Origin of the sequence: Candidatus Methylopumilus universalis, from assembly GCF_006364435.1 — a bacterium.
Classification (GTDB): Bacteria; Pseudomonadota; Gammaproteobacteria; order Burkholderiales; family Methylophilaceae; genus Methylopumilus; species Methylopumilus universalis.
Genome location: NZ_CP040977.1, coordinates 1,242,200 through 1,264,913 on the forward strand (window position 1 = coordinate 1,242,200; position 22,714 = coordinate 1,264,913).

Consider the following 22,714-nt stretch of genomic DNA (forward strand, 5'->3'; position numbering starts at 1 on the left):
ATGTCTAACCATCAAGCACTCATTCAAAAACTCCATGGCATAGCCAAAAAAGCCGAACGTCAATCGGTTAACATCGAAGAAGGCTTATCAGCACTCAATCATTTTGGATTTTCATTCATCAGTTTTTTATTGGCACTCCCTTTTATGCAGCCCTTTCCAGTGGGGCCTATCAGTGTATTAGGTGGGGTTACTTTCGCTGCCTTTGGCTGGCAAATTTTAAAGGGATATACCGCTCCGCATTTGCCTCAGAAAATAAACGAGATTGTGCTAAGCGCTGACAATTGGCGACGTATTACAAATGCTGCTATTAAAATTATTCAATGGACTGAAAAGTTTACAAGGCCTCGTTTAGCTTTATTAATCCGAGGTTCATTAGGCATTCGAATTGAAGCTTTCATTCTCATTCTCTCAGGTGTCCTCATGGCAGTGCCCTTTGGCATACTCCCTTTAAATAATTTTTTTCCTGGCCTTGCCATTGTTTTTTGTGCACTAGGCCAACTCCATAAAGATGGATTTTTTATTTTGATCGCTTTCTTTTGGATTCTTTTTACCATCCTTTATTTTGCTGCATTTTTCATAGGTCTTTATCTTTTAGGGCTAGAAGGACTCCATAATTTTAGCCATTGGCTTCATCAACTCGTTTCATGAAATCGTTTGCTGACCTTTTAATTGCTTGGCATGCCAAGTCAGGTCGACATCATTTACCCTGGCAACAATCTAAAGATCCTTACTCAGTTTGGGTCTCTGAAATCATGTTGCAACAAACACAGGTTACAACCGTCATTGATTACTACAATCGCTTCATGAAAAAATTTCCAACTATCAAAGCATTGGCAAATGCCGATGAAGAAGAGGTCATGCAATTATGGAGTGGTTTGGGGTATTACCGACGTGCACGTTTTTTACATGAAGGTGCACAAATGATTGTGGGCGAGATGGAGGGTAATTTTCCATCTGAGTTTGACATGATGATGAAGATACCTGGCATTGGACGCTCAACTGCAGGTGCCATCGCTGCATTCTCATTTAATCAAAAGAAAGCGATTCTTGATGGTAATGTAAAGCGCGTCTTAAGTCGTTATTTTTTAATTTCGGAATGGACTGGCTTACCTCAAACAGAAAAAAAATTATGGCATTACGCAGAGTCACTTCTTCCAAATAAAAATATCGATACTTATACACAAGCACTTATGGATTTAGGGGCGACCTTATGCAATAAAAAACCCCAATGTAACTTATGTCCTCTAAAAAAAACATGCCTCGCATTTCAAAAGGGCAAAGTCCATCTCATACCCACCCCTCGCGCTCAAAAAAAGATACCTACAGAATCTACCCATATGATAATCATCAAACATCACGATGAGATCTTGCTTGTTAAACGTCCTCAAAGTGGGATATGGGGAGGGCTTTGGTCCCTACCTCAACATGAAAATACATCGATCACACCTAAAACATGGATTAAGAAACATTTTGGATTAGAAACGAGTTTGCTAAAAAAAGATTTAAAAGCCTCAACGACGTTTACGCATTTCAAACTTGATATTACTTATAGCATCCTTGAGGCCAAATCGCAGCGCTCAAAAATTCCTCACACTTGGCTCTCGTTAAATCATATTGAAGGGGCAGCCATTCCCTCGATCATTAAGAAAATACTTTTAAAAATCTAATGTCATATCTCGATGCGGAATCTCCGCATCCAAATAAATATCGCTCTTTACTTCAAATCCAAATTTTTTATAAAAATCGATCGCATGGCACTGCGCACTGATATAAATTGCTGAGAGTTGATTAAGTTTTGCTATCGTCATGGCCTTTTCTAGTAAGGCACTTCCAATGCCTTGACCACGATACTCTTTTAATACTGCCATACGTCCTAATTGCATATGATCTTTTATCACTATAGCCCTTGCACATCCAATAGCGGCCTTATCATTAAAAACTAAAAAGTGAATTGCTTTTTCATCCATACCATCCCACTCTAATTGAGGCGTGACTTTTTGTTCTTGAATAAACACTTTCTCGCGAATATTCTTAAGTTGTGAAAGGCCATCTATCCACTTTACGATCTCAATTTTCAGATTATTTTTCATAGGTGAAATACTTGCATCTTGATGCTGTTATAGGCATGATGTATTTTCTTTATATTTATTTTTAAGGATTGTATGAATAAATTTTTACCTGCTATTGCACGTGTATTTATTGCACAAATTTTTCTTGTATCCATTCTCATTTCACTTAACGGCATTATGAATACACCGGATGGTTATATCGCTTACCAAAACGGATTGATGAGTCATGGTCTTCCAGGTATTTTTGCACCGATCTCAGTCATTGTGCAACTTTTAGGTGGTTTAGCTCTTTTTGTGGGCTTTAAAACAAGAGTAACTGCGTTAGTATTAACTATTTATACACTCATTAATGCATTATCTTATTTATATACATTCACCATTTTGCCTGCTCCTGTTTATCTCATACCGCTTCAACAAGCGCTTCAGTATTTAGCAATTACAGGTGGCTTGATTGTTTTAATGCAAAATCCTGTCACCACATTTGCACTTGATAATGTAAGTAAAACAAAAAAGCGCAAATAAGATTCACTGAAATTTAAAAAAGCAGCCATCAAGGCTGCTTTTTTTATATTGATCTATGTCACATATTGCTATCAACCATGGTTATCATTAAAATAATTTAAGTATGCTCAATATTTTTGAGTGCGTTAGAATAGAAATCAAGCTTTACTAAATATAAGGAACTATTATGGCAACAGCATCCACAAAATATACAAAGACCGCGATTATTCTTCATTGGCTCATTGGTTTTGGCATTATCTTTATGTTTTTATTTGGCTGGTATATGGAGGACTTACCGAAAGAGGCTCCTAAAGCTATGAGTTTTGATTTATTTGATTTAGGCATTTATACATGGCAATTGAGCGCAGAAGTTTCTCCTCGCACCTTTTACTTTAATCTTCATAAATCACTCGGTATCACAATCTTAGGTTTGATTGCATTTAGAGTTTTTTGGAGACTGACACATCCAGCACCAGCCCTTATTAAAACGATGAAGGCTTGGGAGAAAAAATTAGCGAATGCTACCCATCATGCTCTATACCTTATTATGGTTTTAATTCCTCTATCTGGTGCAGCGATGGCACTCTATAGTAAATATGGCATTAAGTGGTTTGGTATCCCATTAGCTGAGGGTTTAGGAGATGATGCTATGAGAGATATCTTTAAAAATGCGCATGAAATTATTGGCATTATTCTTCTTGTCTTATTGGGACTTCATATCCTTGCTGTCCTGAAACATACATTTGTGAATAAGGATGGCACTTTAAAACGTATGACTTTTAAATAAATTATTGGTATCTTAAAGCTTCGATTGGATGAAGCTTGGCAGCCTTACTTGCTGGATAATAACCAAAGAAGACACCCACACTCGCTGCCACCGAAAAAGCTAATACAATGGATTGCATTGAAATTAAAATTTCGGCGCCTACCATCTTTTTTACAAGAAGTGCGCCGCCTAATCCAAGCGCGATACCAATCACACAACCTACGATAGAAATCACGCAAGCCTCCAAAAGAAATTGAAGTAGGATATCTTTTTCACGTGCACCTATCGCCATACGAATGCCGATTTCACGTGTGCGCTCAGTGACCGATACCAGCATGATATTCATGATACCGATGCCACCTACAAGAAGGGAAATAGACGCAATCGCACCTAACAACATTGACATCGTTTTTGCCGTGTCACTTGCAGTTTTGGCCATCGCTGTTAAATTTCTTACTGAAAAATCACTTTCTGCATTTTCACGAATATTATGTCGCTGACGAATCAAATCGTTAATCGCATCTTCAGCAACCCCCATATATTTTTCTGATTTAGCTTGCGCCATGATCATACGGACACTTCCTGGAATTTGATTACCAAATAATTTTCTCTGCGCTGTTGTGATAGGTACGATAATGGTATCGTCCTGATCTCGGCCATCGAAGCTTTGCCCTTTACTTTCTAAAACACCCAAAATTGTAAATGGGCTTTTTTTAATACGAATCGTTTTACCAATAGGATCTATATCATCACCAAATAAATTTTCAGCAACTGTTTTTCCGATAAGGGCCACTCGATTTGCAGAGCGGATATCAGCATCTGAAAATAATTCGCCGCTATCGACGTTCCATCCTCGAATAGAAAAATAGGTGGGGGAAGTGCCAATAATTGATGTATTCCAATTGTTACCTGAAAAAATGATTTGCGCGTTGCCAGTACTTATCGGAGCAATAGCTGCAATATCTTCCAAATCCCCAACCGCATTCGCATCATTGATATTGAGCGCTGAAGAATTACCTGAACCACTTCTCGAACCTGAGGTGCTAGAAGAGCCTGACAAAATCACAAATAGATTGCTACCCATCGAATCAATAGATCGTTTAATAGATTGTTGGGCACCCTCACCTATAGCCATCATCAATATCACAGCACCTACACCAATCACCATGCCTAACATCGTTAAAAATGTACGAAGGCGGTTTGCGCTCATAGCGTGCCAAGCTTCACTTAACATAGAAAAAAACATTTAAGCTTCTGCCTTTTCTTTGTTGCGAGAATCTTCTACAATTTTTCCATCTAAAAAACGTACTTGTCGACTCGCATGTTCTGCAATATCATTTTCGTGCGTGACAATAATGATGGTGTTTCCAATTTGATTAAGCTCATCAAATATTTTCATAATTTCATCGCTCGTTTTACTATCTAAATTACCTGTTGGTTCATCGGCTAAAATGATACGTGGTTGATTAACAAGAGCTCTTGCAATAGCAACTCGCTGCTGCTGTCCTCCTGAAATTTGACTGGGCTTAGAATTGAAATAATTACCGAGCCCCATTCTTTCTAAAATATTTTTTGCTATCTTATTTCTTAATTCTTTTTGATCTTCAGCATACACTAAGGGTAATGATACATTTTCAACCAGGGTTGATCGCGCAAGTAAATTAAAGCCCTGAAAAACAAAACCAATAGTTTTGTTACGAAGCTTTGCTAGCTCATTACTACTTAAAGATTTAACAGAATGTCCATCGAGAATATATTCTCCCTTGGTTGGCCGATCTAGACAGCCTAAGATATTCATGAAAGTCGATTTACCAGAACCTGAAGGACCCATGATAGCGACATAGTCTCCGTCATCAATAGTCAGATTCACATCTTTGAGAACAGGAAAAACACCTGCAGCAGTATTGTAATCTTTGTAAAGACCCTGAATCTCAATGACTTTTTTTGTCATAGGTTAAAAGACTCGTGGCGGACGATTAGGGCCTTGTGCATTTGAGCCAGCTGGTTTTTGATCTGTTGCCATATCAGCTGTAATCACAAATTCATTAGGCTTAATATCTGAAGTCACAATCTCAGTATATTTGCCATTGGTAATACTTGTCTTAACTCTAATCATTTCAGGCTTGTTGTTTCTTAAGACATAAACTTTGCCAGAACCTAAACCATCGCTCTTTGTTTTAGCTTTATTGTCATCTGATTTTTTATCTTTCTTCATGGCTAATTTCATTTCTTCATTTTTAGGGCGATAACGTAAAGCCGCGTTAGGCACTAATAAAACATTATTATGTTTTGCGAAATTAATATTCACATACGCAGTCATGCCAGGCAATAAGAGTTGTTCTGGATTGTCCACTGAAACCACAACGTTATAGGTCACAACATTCGCTGTATTCGTTGGATTGAGTCTAATTTGCTTAACCACACCCTCAAAATTTTGATTTGGAAATGCATCTACATTAAATTTAGCTGTTTGACCTACCAGAATGCGACCAATATCTGCTTCTGCAAAACTTGTATCGATTTGCATCTTGGATAAGTCTTGCGCAACTTTAAATAGGGTCGGTGTTTGTAAACTTGCTGCCACTGTTTGACCCACATCCACCTCGCGATCTACGACAACGCCTGAAACAGGTGACTTAATAATCGAATAACCAAGATTCGTTTGATCACGTTTGAGTTGTGCTTTTGTCGTACTTAATAGCGCTTGGGCAGATTTTAAAGCTTGAATCGACTGATCGAGCTCTTGTTTAGATACATATTCTTGTTGAAATAAGTTTTGCATTCTTGCTTCATTCGCTTTAGCTAATTCCACTGAGGCTTCATTGTTTTTTACATTACCCATAGATTGTGCAATTTGTGCTTTAAATAATTCATCTTCAAGCTCTAAAAGAATTTGGCCTTTTTTTACTTGATCGTTATAGTCTGCGTAGATTTTTTTAACGCGACCTGAAACTTGGGTACCTACATTCACAAGCGTCACAGGTTTGATCGTGCCATTGGCTGTAACGTTTTGTTCAATGTCTCCCATTGTGACCGGCTGGAGTCGGAATAAATCTTCGGGTTTCTTTTTATTCGATAGCTGATAAACATAATAAGCACCAAATAGAAAAGCTAAAATTAAAGCAATATTAATTAAATGGGTGGCTAATTTTTTCATATGTTTTATTGTCTTTTCTTTTCGGGCAATTTTTGAATCATTGCATTATCTAGGACGCCTATCGATTGAGCAAGAGTTGTTCTTGCAATATTCCAATTTAAAATCGATTGTATTTTTTGTTGTTTTGCATTGGCTAAAGCGCTTTGTGCATTGAGCGTATCAATTATATTTCCAACACCTTCTTTGTATCGGCCTAATGATACACGCGAAGATTCTTCAGCACTTAAAAGCAAAACATTAGATGCAGTAATCGATTCATTTGCTGTCTTTAAATTTTGATATGCCGTCCATACATCAAGGGATACCTGAAGTTTTAGCTGATCTCTTCTTGAAGCATTTAATTCTGCAGTAGCTTCAGCTGAACGAATAAGATAAGTAGGTTTGTAACCCTCAAAAAGAGGAATACTTAAAAAAATGCCAAGTTGTGAAGTATTTTGAGAGGTTTGCCCTAGTAAATTTTCATCGTATTGATTGGAAGCATCAATCCTAACTTTAGGTTTAGCATCGGCTTTTAAAGCCTCAATTTTAGCTAATGAAGCTTTTAATTGCGCTTCGCTAGCCATTAGGTCTGGTCTTTGGAGCCTCGCTTGCTCAATGAGAGCATCAATATCTTGATCAATTAATTCAGGAATATCATCAAGCTTGCTGTCAGCTATTTGAAAATTAATATTTGCAGGCGCACCCATGATATTGGCAAGGTTTCCATAAGCCACTTTCAATGTGCCTTCGTTTCTAAGTTTAGTCAGTGTGGCATTAGCAAATGAGGTTTGCGCTTGAAGTTTATCTGCAGGCGTTGCAACACCTGCAATGTACTTAGCCTCGGCTGATTTAAAACTTTCTTGGGAAAGGCGCTCAGTCTCAATCGAGGCATTGAGAATTGCTCGACTTGCATGGACTTGATAAAACGCATTCACTGAAGCTAATAGAACAGTTTGGACTGTTGCATTTTGAGTAGCGCTTGCTGCTTTTAAAAGCTGATTAGCATTTTCAAAATTAGCATCGCGACTGCCGAAATCATACAAAAGATAAGATGCAACAATTCTGTTTGTAGCATTTGAATAGTTCGTTGTCCTATTTTTATTTTCTGTTGCGGATAATGTATCTGTCACTGATGGAAAGAAGAGTGATCGCGCTACGCCAACTTGTGCTGCTTGAACTTTAGCGTTTGCATAAACTTCTCTTGTTTGAGGGTTATGACAAAGTGCCGCTTCGGTGACTTCAACCAAAGATAAAGGTTTGTCATAAGCCTTCTGACTGCATGGGTCACCTCCTGATGAATCGATATAACCATCTGGGATAAGTTGAATATTTCCTTCTTTTAAATCCTTGTCTGAATACCATATTGATTCAAGCGCGTGAGCTGGAATAAGGGCTCCTAATAAAGAAAAGGTAAGAAAAAAACGAGGAAAATTCAAATGTGAAAATCTTTTTAAAAAAAGCTTGTTAAGTGCTTCATATGGACAAAATCTTAGCATGAGAGTGTGACAAATAGACTAGACTCAAGCCTATTTAATTCAAAAATAAGGTGTAATTACTTGGCTAGACTTAAATAACGGTCTGGAGATATTAAGTCGACAAGATAAAAAGGGCAATTTTTTTATGCCTATTTTGAGCTCAAAATTTAATTCTGATTCGTTGTTATAAGCCTTAATTTTTTAGGGATTAAAAACCTCGAGAATCAGTGTTAAAATCAATCAATCCTAGTATAATTTTTTGTAACATGTTGAAAAATCTAAAAAAAATCCTATATATTGCTTTAATTAATTTAAGTCTAAGCATTTCAGTAATTGCATCACCCAACTTTACTTTGCAGGACTTAATAGATATTGCAAAAAGGGAAAATCCTATTTTAGATGTTCTTAAAGCTAAAGAGGACGCAGCCAGATCAAGTGTTGTGACTGCTGAATCTTATCTTAATCCAGAAATTGAGCTTGGCACAGGGCCCTCTCGTTTTAGAACGCCGAATTCTACCGCAAATCAACGAAGAAATTATGGGGTGAATATATCCCAACCTCTTGAGTTTCCAAACGTTCGTGGTGCAAAAAAAGCGGTTGCCGAATCCAGAGTCAATTACGCTTCATCTGTTACCGAGGCCACAATGATTAATTTGTCGTTACAAATTAAAAAGGCTTTCTATGATGTACTTCAAAACGAAGCTGTCTTAAAAATTGCCGAGGGTGATCGTGATGCATTAAAAAATATCCGCGAAAAGGTTGCTCTCCGAGTCGAGGTTGGCGAAGCACCGAGATATGAATTAATTAAAGCAGATACAGAATTGGTTGCAGCACAAAGAGATGCGGATGCCGCGTTATTAAGAATCTCTGAGAGTAAATTTTATCTCAGGGGTTTGGTCAGTAAATCACTTACTGATTCATTTAGTTTAGTAGGCTCACTTCCTCCGAGTGATATTAATCTTAACGCTGATTTATTAAAAAATGAAATTACTAAAAGTCCAAAATTAAAACAAATCAAAGCCTCAGCAGATATTGCAGAAAATCGATTGCGATTAGAAGAGAAACTTATCAATCCAGGATTAACGCTTAATGCTGGCGTTGATCAAGATCCTGATATTACAAGCTATCGTTTTGGCGTAAGCATCCCCATTCCTATTTGGAATCAAAGACAAGGACAAATAGGCGAGGCGGCGGCTGGATATAGAGAACTACAAGCGCAATATACAGACCAGGAATTGGCTCTAAAGCGAGACATTGAGTCTGCTTTTCAGCGCTACCTCATTGCTCAACAGCAGGTTAAAACTTTTGAGTCAAGCCTTCTGAGTCAAGCAGAATCAGTCTTAAAAGTAGCTGAGGCAGCTTATCGCTATGGGGAGCGAGGTATTCTCGAATACTTAGATGCACAAAGAACTTTTCGTTTAGTTCGCAAAGACTATCTAGCATCAAAATATGATTACATTGTAGCTATTTTAGAAATTGAACAACTATTAGGTATGGATATCCTGGAGAATAAAATTTAAATGAAAAAACTTGTTAGCCAATTATTTTTAATTTTCGTGAGTACATTATTGCTTTCGGCTTGTTCGAAATCAGAGAACGTGAGTGAGCAAAAAAAATTAGATCCCTTAGAGATTATGATTACTCCAGAAATCCAAAAACAAACTAAAAATGAAGTAGTCAAGTATCAAGATGTCGGGGAAACACTAATGATTCCGGGTCGCCTTGAAACACAAAATCGAAAGCTTGTAAAAATTGGCTCCCCTATAACAGGAAGAGTGAGCGATCTTTATGTCAGCCTTGGCGATGTTGTAAAAAAAGGCCAGGTGCTTGCAAAAGTAAACAGTATCGAACTGACTCAAACACAACTGACCCTTATTAAATCAACGCAGCTCATTGGACTAAAAACCAAAGCAGTTGAGCGAGCTAAACTTCTATTCGAAGCAGATGTCATTAGTAAAGCTGAAATGCTACGCATTGAAAATGAGCTTGATGCAGTTAAAGCAGATTATAGGGCGAGTCGCGATCAGCTTATGGTGTTGGGTATGAATGAAAAGACGCTAGAAAAATTAGAATCTTCAGGTCAAATCAATTCATATGGTGACGTGATTAGTCGATCTGATGGCATTATTATCTCTCGCGCAATTAATTTAGGTCAAATTGTTAATCCTCAGGATAATTTATTCCATGTAGCTGATCTTTCAAAGCTATGGGCCGTTGCTAACATTCCTGAACAGCAAGCTTCTTTTATTCAAAAAGATGAAATCGTGACCATTGAAATTCCTGCGCTAGAAAATAAAAAAATTGAAGCAAAAATTATATTTGAGGGAAGTATTGTTGATCCAGAAACTCGTACTGTCTTGGTTCGGACTGAAATAGACAATCAAAGTTTATCTTTGAAGCCCGATATGCTCACTTCAATGTATATTCAAGCAAAGAAAGTTTCAAGGCTTGCTGTTCCAACTGCAGCTATTGTAAGAGAAAATGATCGAAATTATGTGTTTATTCAAAACAGTCCAAAAACTTATAGATTGCGAGAAGTTCAATTAGGGCATAAAGATGGAAATCTCATCACCATACTAAGCGGCTTAGCTGAAGGTGAAACCATTATTTCAGATGGCGCTTTTCATCTGAATAGTGAACGCAAGAAAAAAGAGCTTGAATAGTTATGATTGAAAAAATTGTCAGGGGATCTCTCCAGCAAAGACTCGTAGTTTTAGTCTTTGCATTTGCGCTGCTTGTCGCAGGATTTTTTGGTGTCAAAAAATTATCTGTAGACGCGTTTCCTGACGTCACAAATATTCAGGTGCAAATTGCAACACCAGCACCTGGAAAATCACCGGAAGAAGTCGAACGATTTATAACAATTCCTATTGAAATAGCAATGACCGGCTTGCCAGGCGTGACCGACATGCGCTCACTCAACAAAAATTCACTTTCGATTATCACGTTAGTTTTCAATGACAATACAAACGTCTACTTTGCAAGACAGCTGGTCATGGAAAGATTAATGGAGGTGATGGAAAAAATGCCTGATGGCATTGTGCCTGTCTTAGGTCCTGTATCTACAGGTTTAGGTGAAATTTTTCAATATACCCTTGATAAACCAGGGGATGAAAATAAAGAAATTTCTCAAGAAGAGCTTACAGAGAGAAGGACAATTCAAGACTGGGTAGTGCGTCCCATGTTAAGAAGTGTGCCGGGTGTTGCTGAAATTAATTCATTTGGTGGCTTCATCAAACAATATCAGGCGCTCGTAGATCCTGATCGTTTAAATCATCACGGATTAAAACTACATGATGTTTATGTGGCTTTAGCCAAAAATAATGCTAATAGTGGCGCAGGCGTTCTTCCACAATTTGATGAACAGTTTCTCATTCGAGGTGTAGGCCTTATTCAAAATTTAGATGATATTCGTTCTATTGTTTTAAAGGAGCGCAATGGTGTACCTGTCTTCATGAAGGATGTCGCGGAAGTCAAATTAGGTCATGAAGTACGCGTAGGCTCTTTAGTTAAAAATGGTGACACCGAAGCAGTCGGAGCTATCGTCATGATGATTAGGGGTGGTAATGCGAAAGAAGTTGTGACACGTATCAAAACTAAAGTCGATGAAATTAATGAAAAAAAATTGCTTCCTGGTGGCCTTCAAATCAAATCGTTCTATGATCGAAGTAAGCTTGTTGATTCTGCATTATTTACTGTGGTTAAAGTGCTCATTGAGGGTGTGATCCTCGTTATTGCAATTCTATTTTTATTCTTAGGTGATGTGAGATCAAGTTTAATTGTGGTCATGACTTTACTTTTAACGCCACTTATCACATTTATTGCGATGAATTATTTAGGTATCTCAGCAAACCTCATGTCGCTCGGGGGTCTCACGATTGCAATCGGTCTCATGGTGGATGGCTCAGTGGTGGTGGTAGAAAATACGTTCCATCGGCTGGGGCATGACAAATCTAATAGCAAGCTTCGTGTGGTATTGGAATCCGCCACAGAGGTAGGTAAGCCAGTTCTATTTGGTGTAGGCATTATTATTCTTGTATTTATTCCGCTCATGACTTTAACTGGGATGGAAGGAAAAATGTTTAGCCCTTTAGCAATCACAATCGCCATAGCACTTTTCATTTCACTCGTTCTTTCTTTCACTATCACTCCTGTGTTGTGCTCATATTTTTTAAAAGGGGGTAGCGGTGAGGATACTAAAATTATTCAAGTGATCAAGGCGCCTTATCTTAAATTGCTTGATCTATCATTGAATAATGAAGTCAAAACCATTTTGATTGCAGCAAGTGTTTTCGTACTATCTATTATTGTATTACCATTTTTAGGTACTTCTTTTATTCCTGAAATGAAAGAAGGAACGCTTGTGGCCAGCATTACGCGTATGCCCAATATTTCTTTGGAAGAATCCATTGATATGGAGAAAAAAGCGACTAAAGCAATCGTAAGTGTGCCAGGTGTTCTAAGCGTTGTGTCTAATATCGGTCGGGGCGAAAGTCCTGCGGATCCTCAATCGCAGAATGAATCACAAGCAGTGGTAAGTTTAAAAGATAAGGATGAATGGCCTAAAGGCTGGACTCAAGACACCATCTCTAAAGAAATCCAAAGTAAATTGAAAACATTACTAGGTGCACAAATTGTCATGATGCAACCTATTTCTGCAAGAGTTGCTGAGCTGTCCACTGGTGTCAGAGCTGATGTCGCAGTTAAAATCTTCGGTGAAGATATTAAGCTTCTTAAAGCTAAGGCAGATGAAGTAGCAAGATTAGCAGGACATATTAAAGGTGCGGCAGATATTAAAATTGAAAAAGTATCAGGGCAAGGATATCTAAATATCAATCTAGATAGGCAAGCTCTTGCGCGCCATGGATTCAATGCGTCTGACATCAATGATCTGATTGAAACTGCTATTGGTGGAAAGATTGCAACTCGAGTTTTTGAAGGCCAAAGAAGCTTTAGTGCGGCAATAAGATTTCCTGAAGATCATCGTAGCGATGTCGAGACTATTAGTAATACACTTCTTACGTCTCCTAATGGATCTAAAATTGCACTTAGAGACTTAGCTTCGATTGAAATTAAAGATGGTCCAGCTCAAATCAGTCGAGAGTATGCGAAAAGAAGAATTGTTGTGGCTATGAACGTTAAAGACAGAGATCTTGGCGGTTTTGTAGCCGAGCTGCAGACTAAATTAGAGTCTAAATTAAAACTGCCTGATGGTTATTATTTTGTTTATGGCGGACAGTTTGAAAATATGCAGCGCGCATTAAATCACCTCGCACTCATTGTGCCTGTGACTATTCTTGCCATCTTTTTCTTGCTATTCATTTTATTTAATTCCATTCGTTATGCCACGATGATTATTACTGTTCTTCCTTTTGCTGCCATTGGTGGCGTATTTGGGCTAGCTGTCACAGGGGAGTATCTCTCAGTACCTGCGTCTGTTGGGTTTATTGCCTTATGCGGTATTGCTGTTTTAAATGGTGTCGTTTTAATCACCTGCATTCAACAATTACGTTCAGAAGGGATGTCGCAAGTAGATGCTATTCGCGAGGGCTGTAAACAAAGGTTAAGGCCTGTGCTCATGACGGCAACGGTTGCACTTCTAGCACTTGTGCCATTCTTATTTTCGACAGGTCCAGGTTCTGAAGTTCAAAAACCCCTTGCTATTGTTGTCATTGGGGGACTTATTACCTCAACCCTACTCACGCTACTTGTTTTACCTACGTTATATAAAAGATTTGAAGAAAAAAATATTGAAGCTTAAATTAATAGGATCGCGACCATGAAAGAAATTAAAGCCATCATTCCCCCTCACCGCTTACCTAAAATTCGCTCGGCCATGAGAAACCTTAAAAATTTTCCTGGCATGACGGTCACTAAGGTTGATGGTTGTGGCCACGGCTTAAAAAAAGTCACCGATGATTTAAAGCAAGAATTAACAGACTACACACCAAAAATTCTCATTCAAATGCTAACGCCTGATGATCTAGTAGAAGGTATTTTACAAATTATTGTCGAAGTTGCACATACAGGACAGCAAGGCGATGGACTGGTATGGGTTACGCCCATTGAACGTATGATTCGTCTATCTGAAAAAATTATTGTTGAAGAGGCTTAATTTTTTATAGAATTGAACTTAAGATCTTAAAAACTCATCTTACAATTATTTAATTATTCATAAAAAGGATACATCATGAAAAAGCTATTGATCGCTCTTATGGTTTTGGCTTCAAGCTTTGCGAATGCAGCTGAATTTTCAGATATGGCAACCGTAAAACGGGTGACGCCTCGTTATATCGAAGTGAATAATCCTATTTCTTCATGCCAAACTTCAACTGAAGCTGCCCCCCCAAAAGAAAAAGGTATTGCAGGTGCCATTATTGGTGGTGTCGCTGGAGGCTTACTTGGAAGCCGAGTAGGAAAAGGGAATGGAAAAGTAGCTGCGGGTGCAGTAGGCGCAGCAGTAGGTGCCGTCGTTGGTGACCGTATGCAAAATGACGATACAACTGCGGACACTCGCAATGTAGAACGTTGCGCACAGCGTGACAATTATCAAAGAGTTCAAGAAGGCTATACCACTGTATTTTCATATCATGGTCATGAGTTTGAAGAAGAAACACAAACAAAGTACCGTGTAGGTCAGAAGGTACCAGTCCAAGTAAATGCAGTTATTGATCAACTTAACTAAAGAAAGCGTATTTTTAAGATGAAGCGTATCTTTTATTTTCTTGTTACAAACCTTGCAATCGTTTTAGTACTCTCTATCACCATGCGACTGCTTGGTGTAGAGCCATTTCTTAACGCGAACGGACTTAACTTAAATAGCCTATTAATTTTTGCAGCGGTGATGGGCTTTGGTGGTGCTTTCATTTCACTCGCCATTTCAAAATGGTCAGCCAAACAAATGTCGGGCGCTGTGACAATTGAAAACCCAAAGACGCCTGATGAAATTTGGCTGATGAATATAGTCAAAAAACAATCTCAAGCCGTTGGTATTCAGATGCCGGAAGTGGCTATTTTTAACTCTCCAGCTGTTAATGCATTTGCAACAGGCATGAGTCGCAATAGCTCTCTTATAGCTGTTTCGTCGGGTTTACTTGAAATGATGACAAAAGACGAGGCAGAAGCAGTTATAGGTCATGAAATATCGCATATTGCAAATGGCGATATGGTCACCCTAACTTTAATTCAGGGCGTCGTGAATACATTTGTATTATTCTTTTCTCGTGTGATTGGTTATACAGTAGATAAAGTCGTTTTCAAAACTAGACAAGGCACTGGCCCTGCATTTTTTATTACAATGATTATTTCGGAATTACTGTTGGGTGTTCTAGCTTCAATCGTTGTCATGTGGTTTTCTCGTCAACGTGAGTATCGAGCTGATTTTGGTGGTGGACAACTCGCAGGAAAACAAAAAATGATTGCTGCTCTTCAGCGCCTTAAAACACAATACGAAACAAGCGCTTTACCAAAATCAATAGCAGCATTGGGCATTTCGGGTGAACAAGGAATAGGGCTCAAGGAATTATTCTCGACACATCCAAGCCTTGATGATCGTATCGCTAGACTTCAGCAAAGCGCAAATTAAATTTATTAAGCGTGAAACTGTTGGCTATATTCACGCACAGTGTTGAGCATTACATCGACATGCTCAGGTGGAGTGTGTTCTGTAATGCCATGGCCTAGATTAAAGATATGCCCTGATCCTTTGCCATATCTATCTAATATTCTTTTTACTTCTTTTTCAATTGCTTCAGGTTTAGATAATAGAATCGCGGGATCTAAATTACCCTGAAGAGTAACTTTTTCACCCACTTTTTGGCGTGCGATTCCAATATCAGTTTGCCAATCAAGTCCTAATGCATCTGAACCTGCTATTAACTGATCCTCTATCCAGAGGCCACCGCCTTTAGTAAACATGATCGATGGAATTTTTTTAGTATTCATCATTTTCAAATTGGATAAAATCACTTTCATATATGGCAATGAAAATTCCAAATAGCCTTGATGAGAGAGTGCACCACCCCATGAATCAAAAATCATGATGGTATCGACACCAGCTTCAATTTGCGCCTGCAAATATTGCGTCACTGCTTCTGTCGTTGTCTTTAAAATGTGATGAAGTAAATCAGGGCGACTGTAAGCCATTTTTTTGATCGTTAAAAAATCAGTCCCACCTTGACCTTCCACCATATAAGTCGCAAGCGTCCAGGGGCTTCCAGAAAATCCAATCAAAGGCACACGCCCTTGTAATGCTTTTTTGATTTGTGAAACTGCATCAATCACATACTTTAAGTCTTTATCTATATCAGGTATTTTTAATTTCTGAATATCTGCCTCAATACGTAAAGGTCTTTCAAATTTAGGGCCTTCACCGGCTGCAAAGTACAAGCCTAATCCCATCGCATCGGGCACTGTCAAAATATCTGAAAATAAAATGGATGCATCTAAAAGCGAATAACGATCAAGCGGTTGTAATGTAACTTCAGTCGCTAAATTTGGATTTTTACAAAGGCTTAAAAAGTCACCTGCCTTTTGACGTGTGGTACGATACTCAGGTAAATATCGTCCTGCTTGACGCATCATCCATACAGGTGTGTATGGTGTGGGTTCTCTATGAAGTGCTTTTAAGAAGTTATCGTTTTTGAGTTGTGTCATAGATGATTTTAAAACTTAAAAATAAAGTTTTAAAAATTAACGTGGAAGGGTAGATGTTCCCATCAAGAATTCATCCACTGCACGAGCGCATTGGCGACCTTCGCGAATCGCCCATACAACTAAAGATTGTCCACGACGGATATCCCCTGCTGCAAAGACTTTAGCTTTCGATGTAATATAAGCATCTTTACCTTCTGTCGAAGCTTTCACATTGCCGCGCTGATCTTTATCTACACCAAAAAGGTCTAACATTTTTTGTTGTGGGCTCACAAAACCCATTGCGAGCAATACAAGATCAGCTTTCAATGTAAATTCTGAATTAGGTACTTCCACCATCTTGCCGTCTTTCCATTCAACGCGAGCTGCAATGATTTCTTTAACCTTGCCATTTTCACCTACAAAACTTTTTGTAGTGACTGACCAATCACGCTCACAACCTTCTTCATGAGAACTTGATGTGCGTAGTTTAAGTGGCCAATTCGGCCATACCATCTCCTTGTTTTCTTTTACTGGAGGCTGTGGCATCAATTCGAATTGAGTGACTGACGTTGCATGATGACGATTTGATGTGCCCACACAATCAGAGCCTGTGTCACCCCCACCAATGACAACAACATGTTTATCTGTCGCTAAAATTTGATTTTGTAATTTGTCGCCTGCCACCACTTTATTTTGTTGTGGTAAAAAATCCATCGCAAACATGACACCATTGAGTTCACGTCCAGGTACAGGTAAATCGCGAGGATGCTCTGCACCGCCAGCCAAAATGACTGCATCGTAGTTATTTGTAAGTTCTTCAGGCTTAACATTTTCACCGATGTTTTGGTTTACTTTAAAAACAACACCTTCAGCTTCCATTTGTTTAACTCGCCGGTCGATGTGGGTTTTTTCCATTTTGAAATCAGGAATACCATAACGAAGAAGTCCGCCAATGCGATCATTTTTTTCATATACAGTCACTGTATGTCCAACGCGAGCGAGCTGTTGTGCTGCTGCCATACCTGCTGGACCGGAACCCACAATGGCAATTTTTTTATTAGTTTTATGTGTTGAAATTAAAGGTTTTACCCAATTATTTTCCCAAGCCTTGTCAATAATGGCATGTTCGATCGATTTAATTCCGACAGCATCATCATTGATATTAAGTGTACATGCAGCTTCGCATGGTGCGGGACAAATACGGCCCGTAAATTCTGGGAAGTTATTTGTAGAATGTAAAACTTCTATCGCTTCTTCCCAATTTTGGTTATAAATTAAATCATTCCAGTCAGGGATGATGTTATTAATTGGGCAGCCTGTTGTGCAAAATGGAATGCCACAATCCATACAGCGCGCGCCTTGTTTTTTAGCTTCGTCATCACTTAGATGGAGAACAAACTCTTTATAGTTTTTTAAACGTTCTTGTGGTGGTATGTTTTGTTCGCTGATGCGATCAAATTCCATGAAGCCAGTGACTTTACCCATTATGCAGCTTCCTTTGTAAGTGACGCATGAAGTTCATTTAATGCACGTTTATATTCGTTTGGCATGACTTTAATAAATTGAGGTCTTACTTTATCCCAGTTATCTAAAATAAATTTAGCACGTTCACTCTCAGTGTATTTGAGATGTTTTTCGATGAGTGTTTTTAAAATGACTTCATCAGGCTGATTTAAATGTTGAGGCACTTTGGGTTGTACTTGTTGTGTCTCTACTTTTTCTAATGACACCATAGATGGATTGCAACGTTTGCTGAACAAACCATCTTCGTCATATACGTAGGCTACTCCTCCTGACATCCCTGCTGCAAAATTTTGTCCGGTATTACCTAAAACTACGACAGTACCTCCTGTCATATATTCGCAACCGTGATTACCAAGGCCTTCTACCACTGCGGAGGCTCCTGAATTTCTCACACAGAATCTTTCCCCTGCCACACCACTAAAATAGCTCTCTCCTGTTGTTGCACCATACATCACAGTGTTACCTACAATAATATTTTCATGTGATTTCGCTTTAAATGCTTTAGGAGGTTTGATCACGACCCTGCCGCCACATAAACCTTTAGCAACATAGTCGTTACCTTCGCCAATCAATTCCATGGAAATGCCTTGTGCCAAGAATGCTGCAAAACTTTGTCCAGCGGTGCCATTTAAAGTAATTTGAATGGTATCTTGCGGTAAACCTTCATGACCAAAACGTTTTGCAATTTCATGGGACAACATGGTGCCCACAGTGCGATTTGTATTGGTAATCGGTAAATTAATCGATACTTTTTGACGTTTATCTAATGCAAGTTTTGATAATTTAATAAGTTCATTATCGAGTGCATGTTCAAGACCATGCGATTGTTCTTCTGTATGACGACGTGAAACTTCTTTTTCAACATTAGGTTGATGGAAAATTTTACTGAAATCAAGTCCTTGAATTTTCCAGTGCTCAATGCCAGCTTGTGTATCAAGCAGATCGGTGCGGCCAATTAGATCATCAAATTTTCTAATGCCAAGTGATGCCATCCACTCACGCACTTCTTCAGCCACAAAGAAGAAATAGTTCACGACATGTTCAGGTTGACCTGTGAAACGTTTACGTAATTCTGGATCTTGAGTTGCCACACCGACTGGGCATGTATTCAAATGACATTTACGCATCATGATGCAACCTTCAACCACAAGCGGTGCTGTCGCAAAACCAAATTCATCTGCACCTAACAGGGCACCGATGACGACATCGCGACCTGTTTTCATTTGCCCGTCGACTTGAACAATGACACGTCCGCGTAAACGATTTAATACTAACGTTTGTTGTGTTTCAGCGAGTCCAATCTCCCAAGGCGTGCCAGCATGTTTAATCGATGAAATAGGCGAGGCTCCTGTACCACCGTCATGGCCTGCAATCACAATATGATCAGATTTGGCTTTTGCAACACCGGCAGCGACAGTTCCTACACCTGTTTCAGATACAAGTTTGACTGAAATACTTGCACTTGGATTTGCATTTTTTAAATCATGAATGAGTTGAGCTAAATCTTCGATCGAATAAATGTCGTGATGCGGTGGTGGTGAAATAAGACCGACACCTGGAACTGAGAAACGAAGTTTTGCAATGTAAGGGCTCACTTTGTGACCTGGTAATTGGCCGCCTTCACCTGGTTTTGCGCCTTGTGCCATCTTGATTTGAATTTGATCGGCTGAACTTAAATATTCTGCAGTCACGCCGAATCGACCGGAAGCGACTTGTTTAATTCGCGAGCGAAGTGAATCCCCTTTTTTAAGTTTAATATCACTTTCAATTAAGTTAAGGCCAATCACATTTGCAACGGTATTGTCTTTATCTAAAGTTAAGAAGCGTTTTGCGTCCTCACCACCTTCGCCGGTATTGGATTTACCACCAATACGATTCATCGCGATCGCTAATGTTGTATGGGCTTCTGTTGAGATTGATCCTAAAGACATCGCCCCCGTTGCAAATCGTTTGACGATTTCTTTCGCCGGTTCTACGTCATCTAAGGAAATTGCTTTGTCATTCGTTTTTAATTTAAATAATCCACGTAAAGTCATTTGACGTTTCGTTTGATCATTAATGAGGGCTGCATATTCTTTATAAGTACTATATTGGTTCGTTCTTGTCGCATGTTGTAATTTTGCAATCGAGTCAGGTGTCCACATATGTTCTTCGCCTCTAACTCTAAAGGCATATTCACCACCTGCATCTAATGCATTAACTAAGACTGGGTCAGCTCCAAAAGCGGATTGATGAATACGCATAGTTTCTTCTGCAATTTCTTCAATACCGATACCTTCGATATTGGTGGCTGTACCTTTAAAGTAAGCATTAATGAGTTGAGAGTTAAGGCCCACTGCTTCAAAAATTTGTGCGCCACAGTAAGATTGGTAGGTTGAAATACCCATCTTAGACATGACTTTGTAAAGACCTTTACCAATCGATTTAATAAAGTTCTTGTGAGCGAGAACATGGTCATTTGTCATGGCATGCATAGATTCATATGCCAACCAAGGACAAATTGCCTCCGCACCATAACCACCTAAAAGAGCAAAGTGATGAACTTCACGAGCAGAACCTGTATCCACCACTAGGCCTGTATTGGTGCGCAAACCTTCGCGCACTAGATGTTGATGTATAGCCGAAGTGGCTAACAATGCTGGGATCGCCATACGATCTTTGGATTGATTGCGATCCGATAAAATCAGAATGTTGTAACCATCCTTCACTGCTTTATAGACATCTTGCCGAAGAGTGTCGATTGCTTTTTTCATACCATACGCGTCGTCTTTTTTAAGACCCTTCACATCGTATGTAATATCAAGTACTAGAGATTTGTATGCATCTTTTGTGAGTTTAGAAATATTTTTTAATTGTTCTAAATCGTCAAGTGTTAAAACAGGCTGACTTGTTTCAAGTCTTGTAGTTGGTTTTGTTTCATCGACTGCTAATAAATTAGGCTTGGGTCCAATAAATGTCACGAGCGACATCACCAACTCTTCACGAATAGGATCGATCGGTGGATTCGTAACTTGTGCAAATAATTGTTTAAAGTAGTTGTAAATAAGTTTTGGTTTTTTTGAGAGTACTGGAAGTGCAGCATCATTGCCCATCGAACCTGAGTTCTCTTCCCCATTTGCCACCATAGGTTGCAAAATAAATTTAATATCTTCTTGTGTGTAACCAAAACTTTGTTGTGTATCGAGTAAGGTCTCTTTAAGTTCAGTCTTACTATTTGTTTTTGGGAAGTCACCCAGGAAGTAACGAGAGCTATCAATCCACTCGCGATAAGGTTTATGTGTTGCGAGTTCTTTTTTCACTTCTTCATCATCAATGATGCGGCCTTTTTCCATATCGATAAGAAGCATTTTGCCTGGTTGCAAACGCCACTTCTTAATAATTTTTTCTTGTGGGAATTGCAGTACACCCATTTCAGATGCCATCATGACGACACCATCGTCGGTCATTAAATAGCGTGCGGGACGTAATCCATTTCGATCTAGGGTGGCACCAATCATACGACCATCGGTAAATGCAACTGCTGCTGGACCATCCCAAGGCTCCATCAATGCAGCGTGATATTCATAGAATGCACGACGATTTTCATCCATCATAGGATTACCTGACCATGCTTCAGGAATTAACATCATCATTGCATGCGGAAGACTGTAACCACCTGCAACTAACAACTCTAAACAATTATCAAAACATGCGGAGTCAGATTGGCCTTCGACAATGAGTGGCCATAACTTTTCTAAGTCATCACCTAATAATGCGGATTGCATACTTTCATGTCTTGCACGCATCCAATTGACATTGCCTTGCACCGTATTAATTTCTCCGTTGTGCGCAATCATTCTAAATGGATGTGCTAAATCCCATGCAGGGAACGTGTTCGTTGAGAAACGTTGATGAACTAAAGCCAATGCCGATGTCACACGCTCGTCTTTTAAGTCTGGGTAGTAAGTATCCACTTCGTTTGCAAGGAGCATGCCCTTATAAACAATGGTGCGACTTGAAAGAGATGGAATATAAAATTGTGCAGGATCGTCAAGCCCTAACTTTTTAACGCTATGTTCAATGCGTTTACGAATGACAAATAGTTTTCGTTCGAAATGGTTTTGATCTTTGATCTCGCGGCCCTGACCAACGATGACTTGTTTGATCTTTGGTTCAAGTGCTTTCGCAGCATCTGCGATATTAGAATTATTGGTAGGTACATCTCGCCAAGCTAAAAATGTTTGGCCTTCTTCTTTGATAATGTCAGTGATGATCTTTTCACATTGAGTGCGATGCGAATTTGATTGTGGGAAAAAAATAAGACCACATGCATATTGACCAGATAGAGGTAAATCAACAGATAATTTTTTAGCCTCATCTCGAATGAGACCATCTGGCATTTGAATGAGGATACCAGCACCATCACCTAATTTTGGATCATAGCCTGTCGCACCACGATGCGTTAGGTTGGTTAAGATCTGAAGACCCTGAGCCACAATGGTGTGACTTTTGGTGCCATGAATGTTAGCCACAAAGCCAACGCCACAGGCGTCATGCTCATTTTTGGGGTTATAGAGACCTTGTTGCTCAGGTCTTTCGAATTGAGTCATAAACTGCATTAAAAAGATTA

General features: G+C 39.0%; 18 protein-coding genes. 10 read left to right on the forward strand and 8 right to left on the reverse strand.

Annotated features, from left to right (window positions below; translation table 11 throughout):
• Both FIT70_RS06560 and mutY read left to right on the forward strand, forming a co-directional pair.
• Positions 1-648: an exopolysaccharide biosynthesis protein gene (locus FIT70_RS06560; protein ID WP_139931302.1), complete on the forward strand. Its 648-nt coding sequence runs from the start codon at positions 1-3 to the stop codon at positions 646-648.
• The gene (mutY, locus tag FIT70_RS06565; protein ID WP_139929207.1) at positions 645-1,667 is read left to right on the forward strand and encodes an A/G-specific adenine glycosylase; all 1,023 of its coding nucleotides are present in this window, start codon (positions 645-647) and stop codon (positions 1,665-1,667) included. Before FIT70_RS06560 ends, mutY begins: the two co-directional genes overlap by 4 nt.
• Here mutY and FIT70_RS06570 read toward each other — a convergent pair.
• The gene (locus FIT70_RS06570; RefSeq protein WP_139884882.1) at positions 1,656-2,090 is read right to left on the reverse strand and encodes a GNAT family N-acetyltransferase; all 435 of its coding nucleotides are present in this window, start codon (positions 2,088-2,090) and stop codon (positions 1,656-1,658) included. The genes mutY and FIT70_RS06570 overlap by 12 nt on opposite strands.
• 72 nt (positions 2,091-2,162) lie before the next feature.
• On the opposite strand from FIT70_RS06570, the gene FIT70_RS06575 reads away from it, so the two are divergent.
• A complete protein-coding gene (locus FIT70_RS06575) occupies positions 2,163-2,591 on the forward strand; it encodes a DoxX family protein (RefSeq protein ID WP_139931304.1) in 429 nt (142 codons plus the stop codon).
• 166 nt (positions 2,592-2,757) lie between these two features.
• Positions 2,758-3,357, forward strand: a complete 600-nt coding sequence (locus FIT70_RS06580) for a cytochrome b (RefSeq protein WP_139931306.1) — start codon at positions 2,758-2,760, stop codon at positions 3,355-3,357.
• A 1-nt stretch (position 3,358) separates the two neighbouring features.
• Here the strand turns inward: FIT70_RS06580 and FIT70_RS06585 are convergent, their stop codons facing one another.
• The 4 genes from FIT70_RS06585 to FIT70_RS06600 are packed head-to-tail and all read right to left on the reverse strand — an operon-like array spanning position 3,359 to position 7,908.
• Complete coding sequence (locus tag FIT70_RS06585) at positions 3,359-4,582, reverse strand: ABC transporter permease (protein WP_139931308.1); 1,224 nt, start codon at positions 4,580-4,582, stop codon at positions 3,359-3,361.
• Positions 4,583-5,287, reverse strand: coding sequence for an ABC transporter ATP-binding protein (locus tag FIT70_RS06590; RefSeq protein ID WP_139884889.1), 705 nt, complete (start codon positions 5,285-5,287; stop codon positions 4,583-4,585).
• A 3-nt stretch (positions 5,288-5,290) separates the two neighbouring features.
• On the reverse strand, positions 5,291-6,493 hold the full coding sequence (locus tag FIT70_RS06595) for an efflux RND transporter periplasmic adaptor subunit (protein ID WP_139931310.1): 1,203 nt from the start codon (positions 6,491-6,493) through the stop codon (positions 5,291-5,293).
• 5 nt (positions 6,494-6,498) lie between these two features.
• Positions 6,499-7,908 carry a TolC family protein gene (locus FIT70_RS06600; protein WP_223257732.1) on the reverse strand — a complete coding sequence of 470 codons (1,410 nt, stop codon included), beginning with the start codon at positions 7,906-7,908 and terminating at the stop codon, positions 6,499-6,501.
• Positions 7,909-8,213: 305 nt separating this feature from the next.
• Between FIT70_RS06600 and FIT70_RS06605 the strand changes: the two genes are divergently transcribed.
• From FIT70_RS06605 to htpX, 6 genes are all read left to right on the forward strand, one after another.
• Positions 8,214-9,467, forward strand: a complete 1,254-nt coding sequence (locus FIT70_RS06605) for a TolC family protein (protein ID WP_139931314.1) — start codon at positions 8,214-8,216, stop codon at positions 9,465-9,467.
• Positions 9,468-10,610, forward strand: a complete 1,143-nt coding sequence (locus FIT70_RS06610) for an efflux RND transporter periplasmic adaptor subunit (protein WP_139931316.1) — start codon at positions 9,468-9,470, stop codon at positions 10,608-10,610. It abuts the gene before it with no gap.
• Between the two features lie 2 nt (positions 10,611-10,612).
• Positions 10,613-13,708, forward strand: coding sequence for an efflux RND transporter permease subunit (locus FIT70_RS06615; RefSeq protein ID WP_139931318.1), 3,096 nt, complete (start codon positions 10,613-10,615; stop codon positions 13,706-13,708).
• 18 nt (positions 13,709-13,726) lie between these two features.
• Positions 13,727-14,062 (forward strand): P-II family nitrogen regulator, encoded by a 336-nt coding sequence (locus FIT70_RS06620; protein WP_139868699.1) that lies wholly within the window; start codon positions 13,727-13,729, stop codon positions 14,060-14,062.
• 75 nt (positions 14,063-14,137) lie between these two features.
• A complete protein-coding gene (locus FIT70_RS06625) occupies positions 14,138-14,632 on the forward strand; it encodes a glycine zipper 2TM domain-containing protein (RefSeq protein ID WP_139931320.1) in 495 nt (164 codons plus the stop codon).
• Positions 14,633-14,650: 18 nt separating this feature from the next.
• Positions 14,651-15,532, forward strand: a complete 882-nt coding sequence (gene htpX, locus FIT70_RS06630) for a protease HtpX (RefSeq protein ID WP_139931322.1) — start codon at positions 14,651-14,653, stop codon at positions 15,530-15,532.
• Between the two features lie 5 nt (positions 15,533-15,537).
• On the opposite strand, the gene hemE is transcribed toward htpX, so the two are convergent.
• Genes hemE through FIT70_RS06645 form a run of 3 tightly spaced genes read right to left on the reverse strand, consistent with a single transcriptional unit; the run spans position 15,538 to position 22,694 of the window.
• The gene (gene hemE, locus FIT70_RS06635; protein WP_139931324.1) at positions 15,538-16,602 is read right to left on the reverse strand and encodes a uroporphyrinogen decarboxylase; all 1,065 of its coding nucleotides are present in this window, start codon (positions 16,600-16,602) and stop codon (positions 15,538-15,540) included.
• 36 nt (positions 16,603-16,638) lie between these two features.
• Positions 16,639-18,066: a glutamate synthase subunit beta gene (locus FIT70_RS06640; protein WP_139874945.1), complete on the reverse strand. Its 1,428-nt coding sequence runs from the start codon at positions 18,064-18,066 to the stop codon at positions 16,639-16,641.
• Positions 18,066-22,694, reverse strand: a complete 4,629-nt coding sequence (locus tag FIT70_RS06645; protein ID WP_420897683.1) for a glutamate synthase-related protein — start codon at positions 22,692-22,694, stop codon at positions 18,066-18,068. Before FIT70_RS06645 ends, FIT70_RS06640 begins: the two co-directional genes overlap by 1 nt.
• Positions 22,695-22,714: the final 20 nt, after the last annotated feature.

Coding starts and splice junctions, on each gene's coding strand:
- FIT70_RS06610 (WP_139931316.1), top strand. CDS start 9,468: ATGAAAAAACTTGTTAGCCAATTATTTTTAATTTTCGTGAGTACATTA.
- FIT70_RS06615 (WP_139931318.1), top strand. CDS start 10,613: ATGATTGAAAAAATTGTCAGGGGATCTCTCCAGCAAAGACTCGTAGTT.
- FIT70_RS06560 (WP_139931302.1), top strand. CDS start 1: ATGTCTAACCATCAAGCACTCATTCAAAAACTCCATGGCATAGCCAAA.
- mutY (WP_139929207.1), top strand. CDS start 645: ATGAAATCGTTTGCTGACCTTTTAATTGCTTGGCATGCCAAGTCAGGT.
- FIT70_RS06620 (WP_139868699.1), top strand. CDS start 13,727: ATGAAAGAAATTAAAGCCATCATTCCCCCTCACCGCTTACCTAAAATT.
- FIT70_RS06570 (WP_139884882.1), bottom strand. CDS start 2,090: ATGAAAAATAATCTGAAAATTGAGATCGTAAAGTGGATAGATGGCCTT.
- htpX (WP_139931322.1), top strand. CDS start 14,651: ATGAAGCGTATCTTTTATTTTCTTGTTACAAACCTTGCAATCGTTTTA.
- FIT70_RS06585 (WP_139931308.1), bottom strand. CDS start 4,582: ATGTTTTTTTCTATGTTAAGTGAAGCTTGGCACGCTATGAGCGCAAAC.
- hemE (WP_139931324.1), bottom strand. CDS start 16,602: ATGACACAACTCAAAAACGATAACTTCTTAAAAGCACTTCATAGAGAA.
- FIT70_RS06580 (WP_139931306.1), top strand. CDS start 2,758: ATGGCAACAGCATCCACAAAATATACAAAGACCGCGATTATTCTTCAT.
- FIT70_RS06640 (WP_139874945.1), bottom strand. CDS start 18,066: ATGGGTAAAGTCACTGGCTTCATGGAATTTGATCGCATCAGCGAACAA.
- FIT70_RS06645 (WP_420897683.1), bottom strand. CDS start 22,694: ATGACTCAATTCGAAAGACCTGAGCAACAAGGTCTCTATAACCCCAAA.
- FIT70_RS06575 (WP_139931304.1), top strand. CDS start 2,163: ATGAATAAATTTTTACCTGCTATTGCACGTGTATTTATTGCACAAATT.
- FIT70_RS06590 (WP_139884889.1), bottom strand. CDS start 5,287: ATGACAAAAAAAGTCATTGAGATTCAGGGTCTTTACAAAGATTACAAT.
- FIT70_RS06595 (WP_139931310.1), bottom strand. CDS start 6,493: ATGAAAAAATTAGCCACCCATTTAATTAATATTGCTTTAATTTTAGCT.
- FIT70_RS06605 (WP_139931314.1), top strand. CDS start 8,214: ATGTTGAAAAATCTAAAAAAAATCCTATATATTGCTTTAATTAATTTA.
- FIT70_RS06625 (WP_139931320.1), top strand. CDS start 14,138: ATGAAAAAGCTATTGATCGCTCTTATGGTTTTGGCTTCAAGCTTTGCG.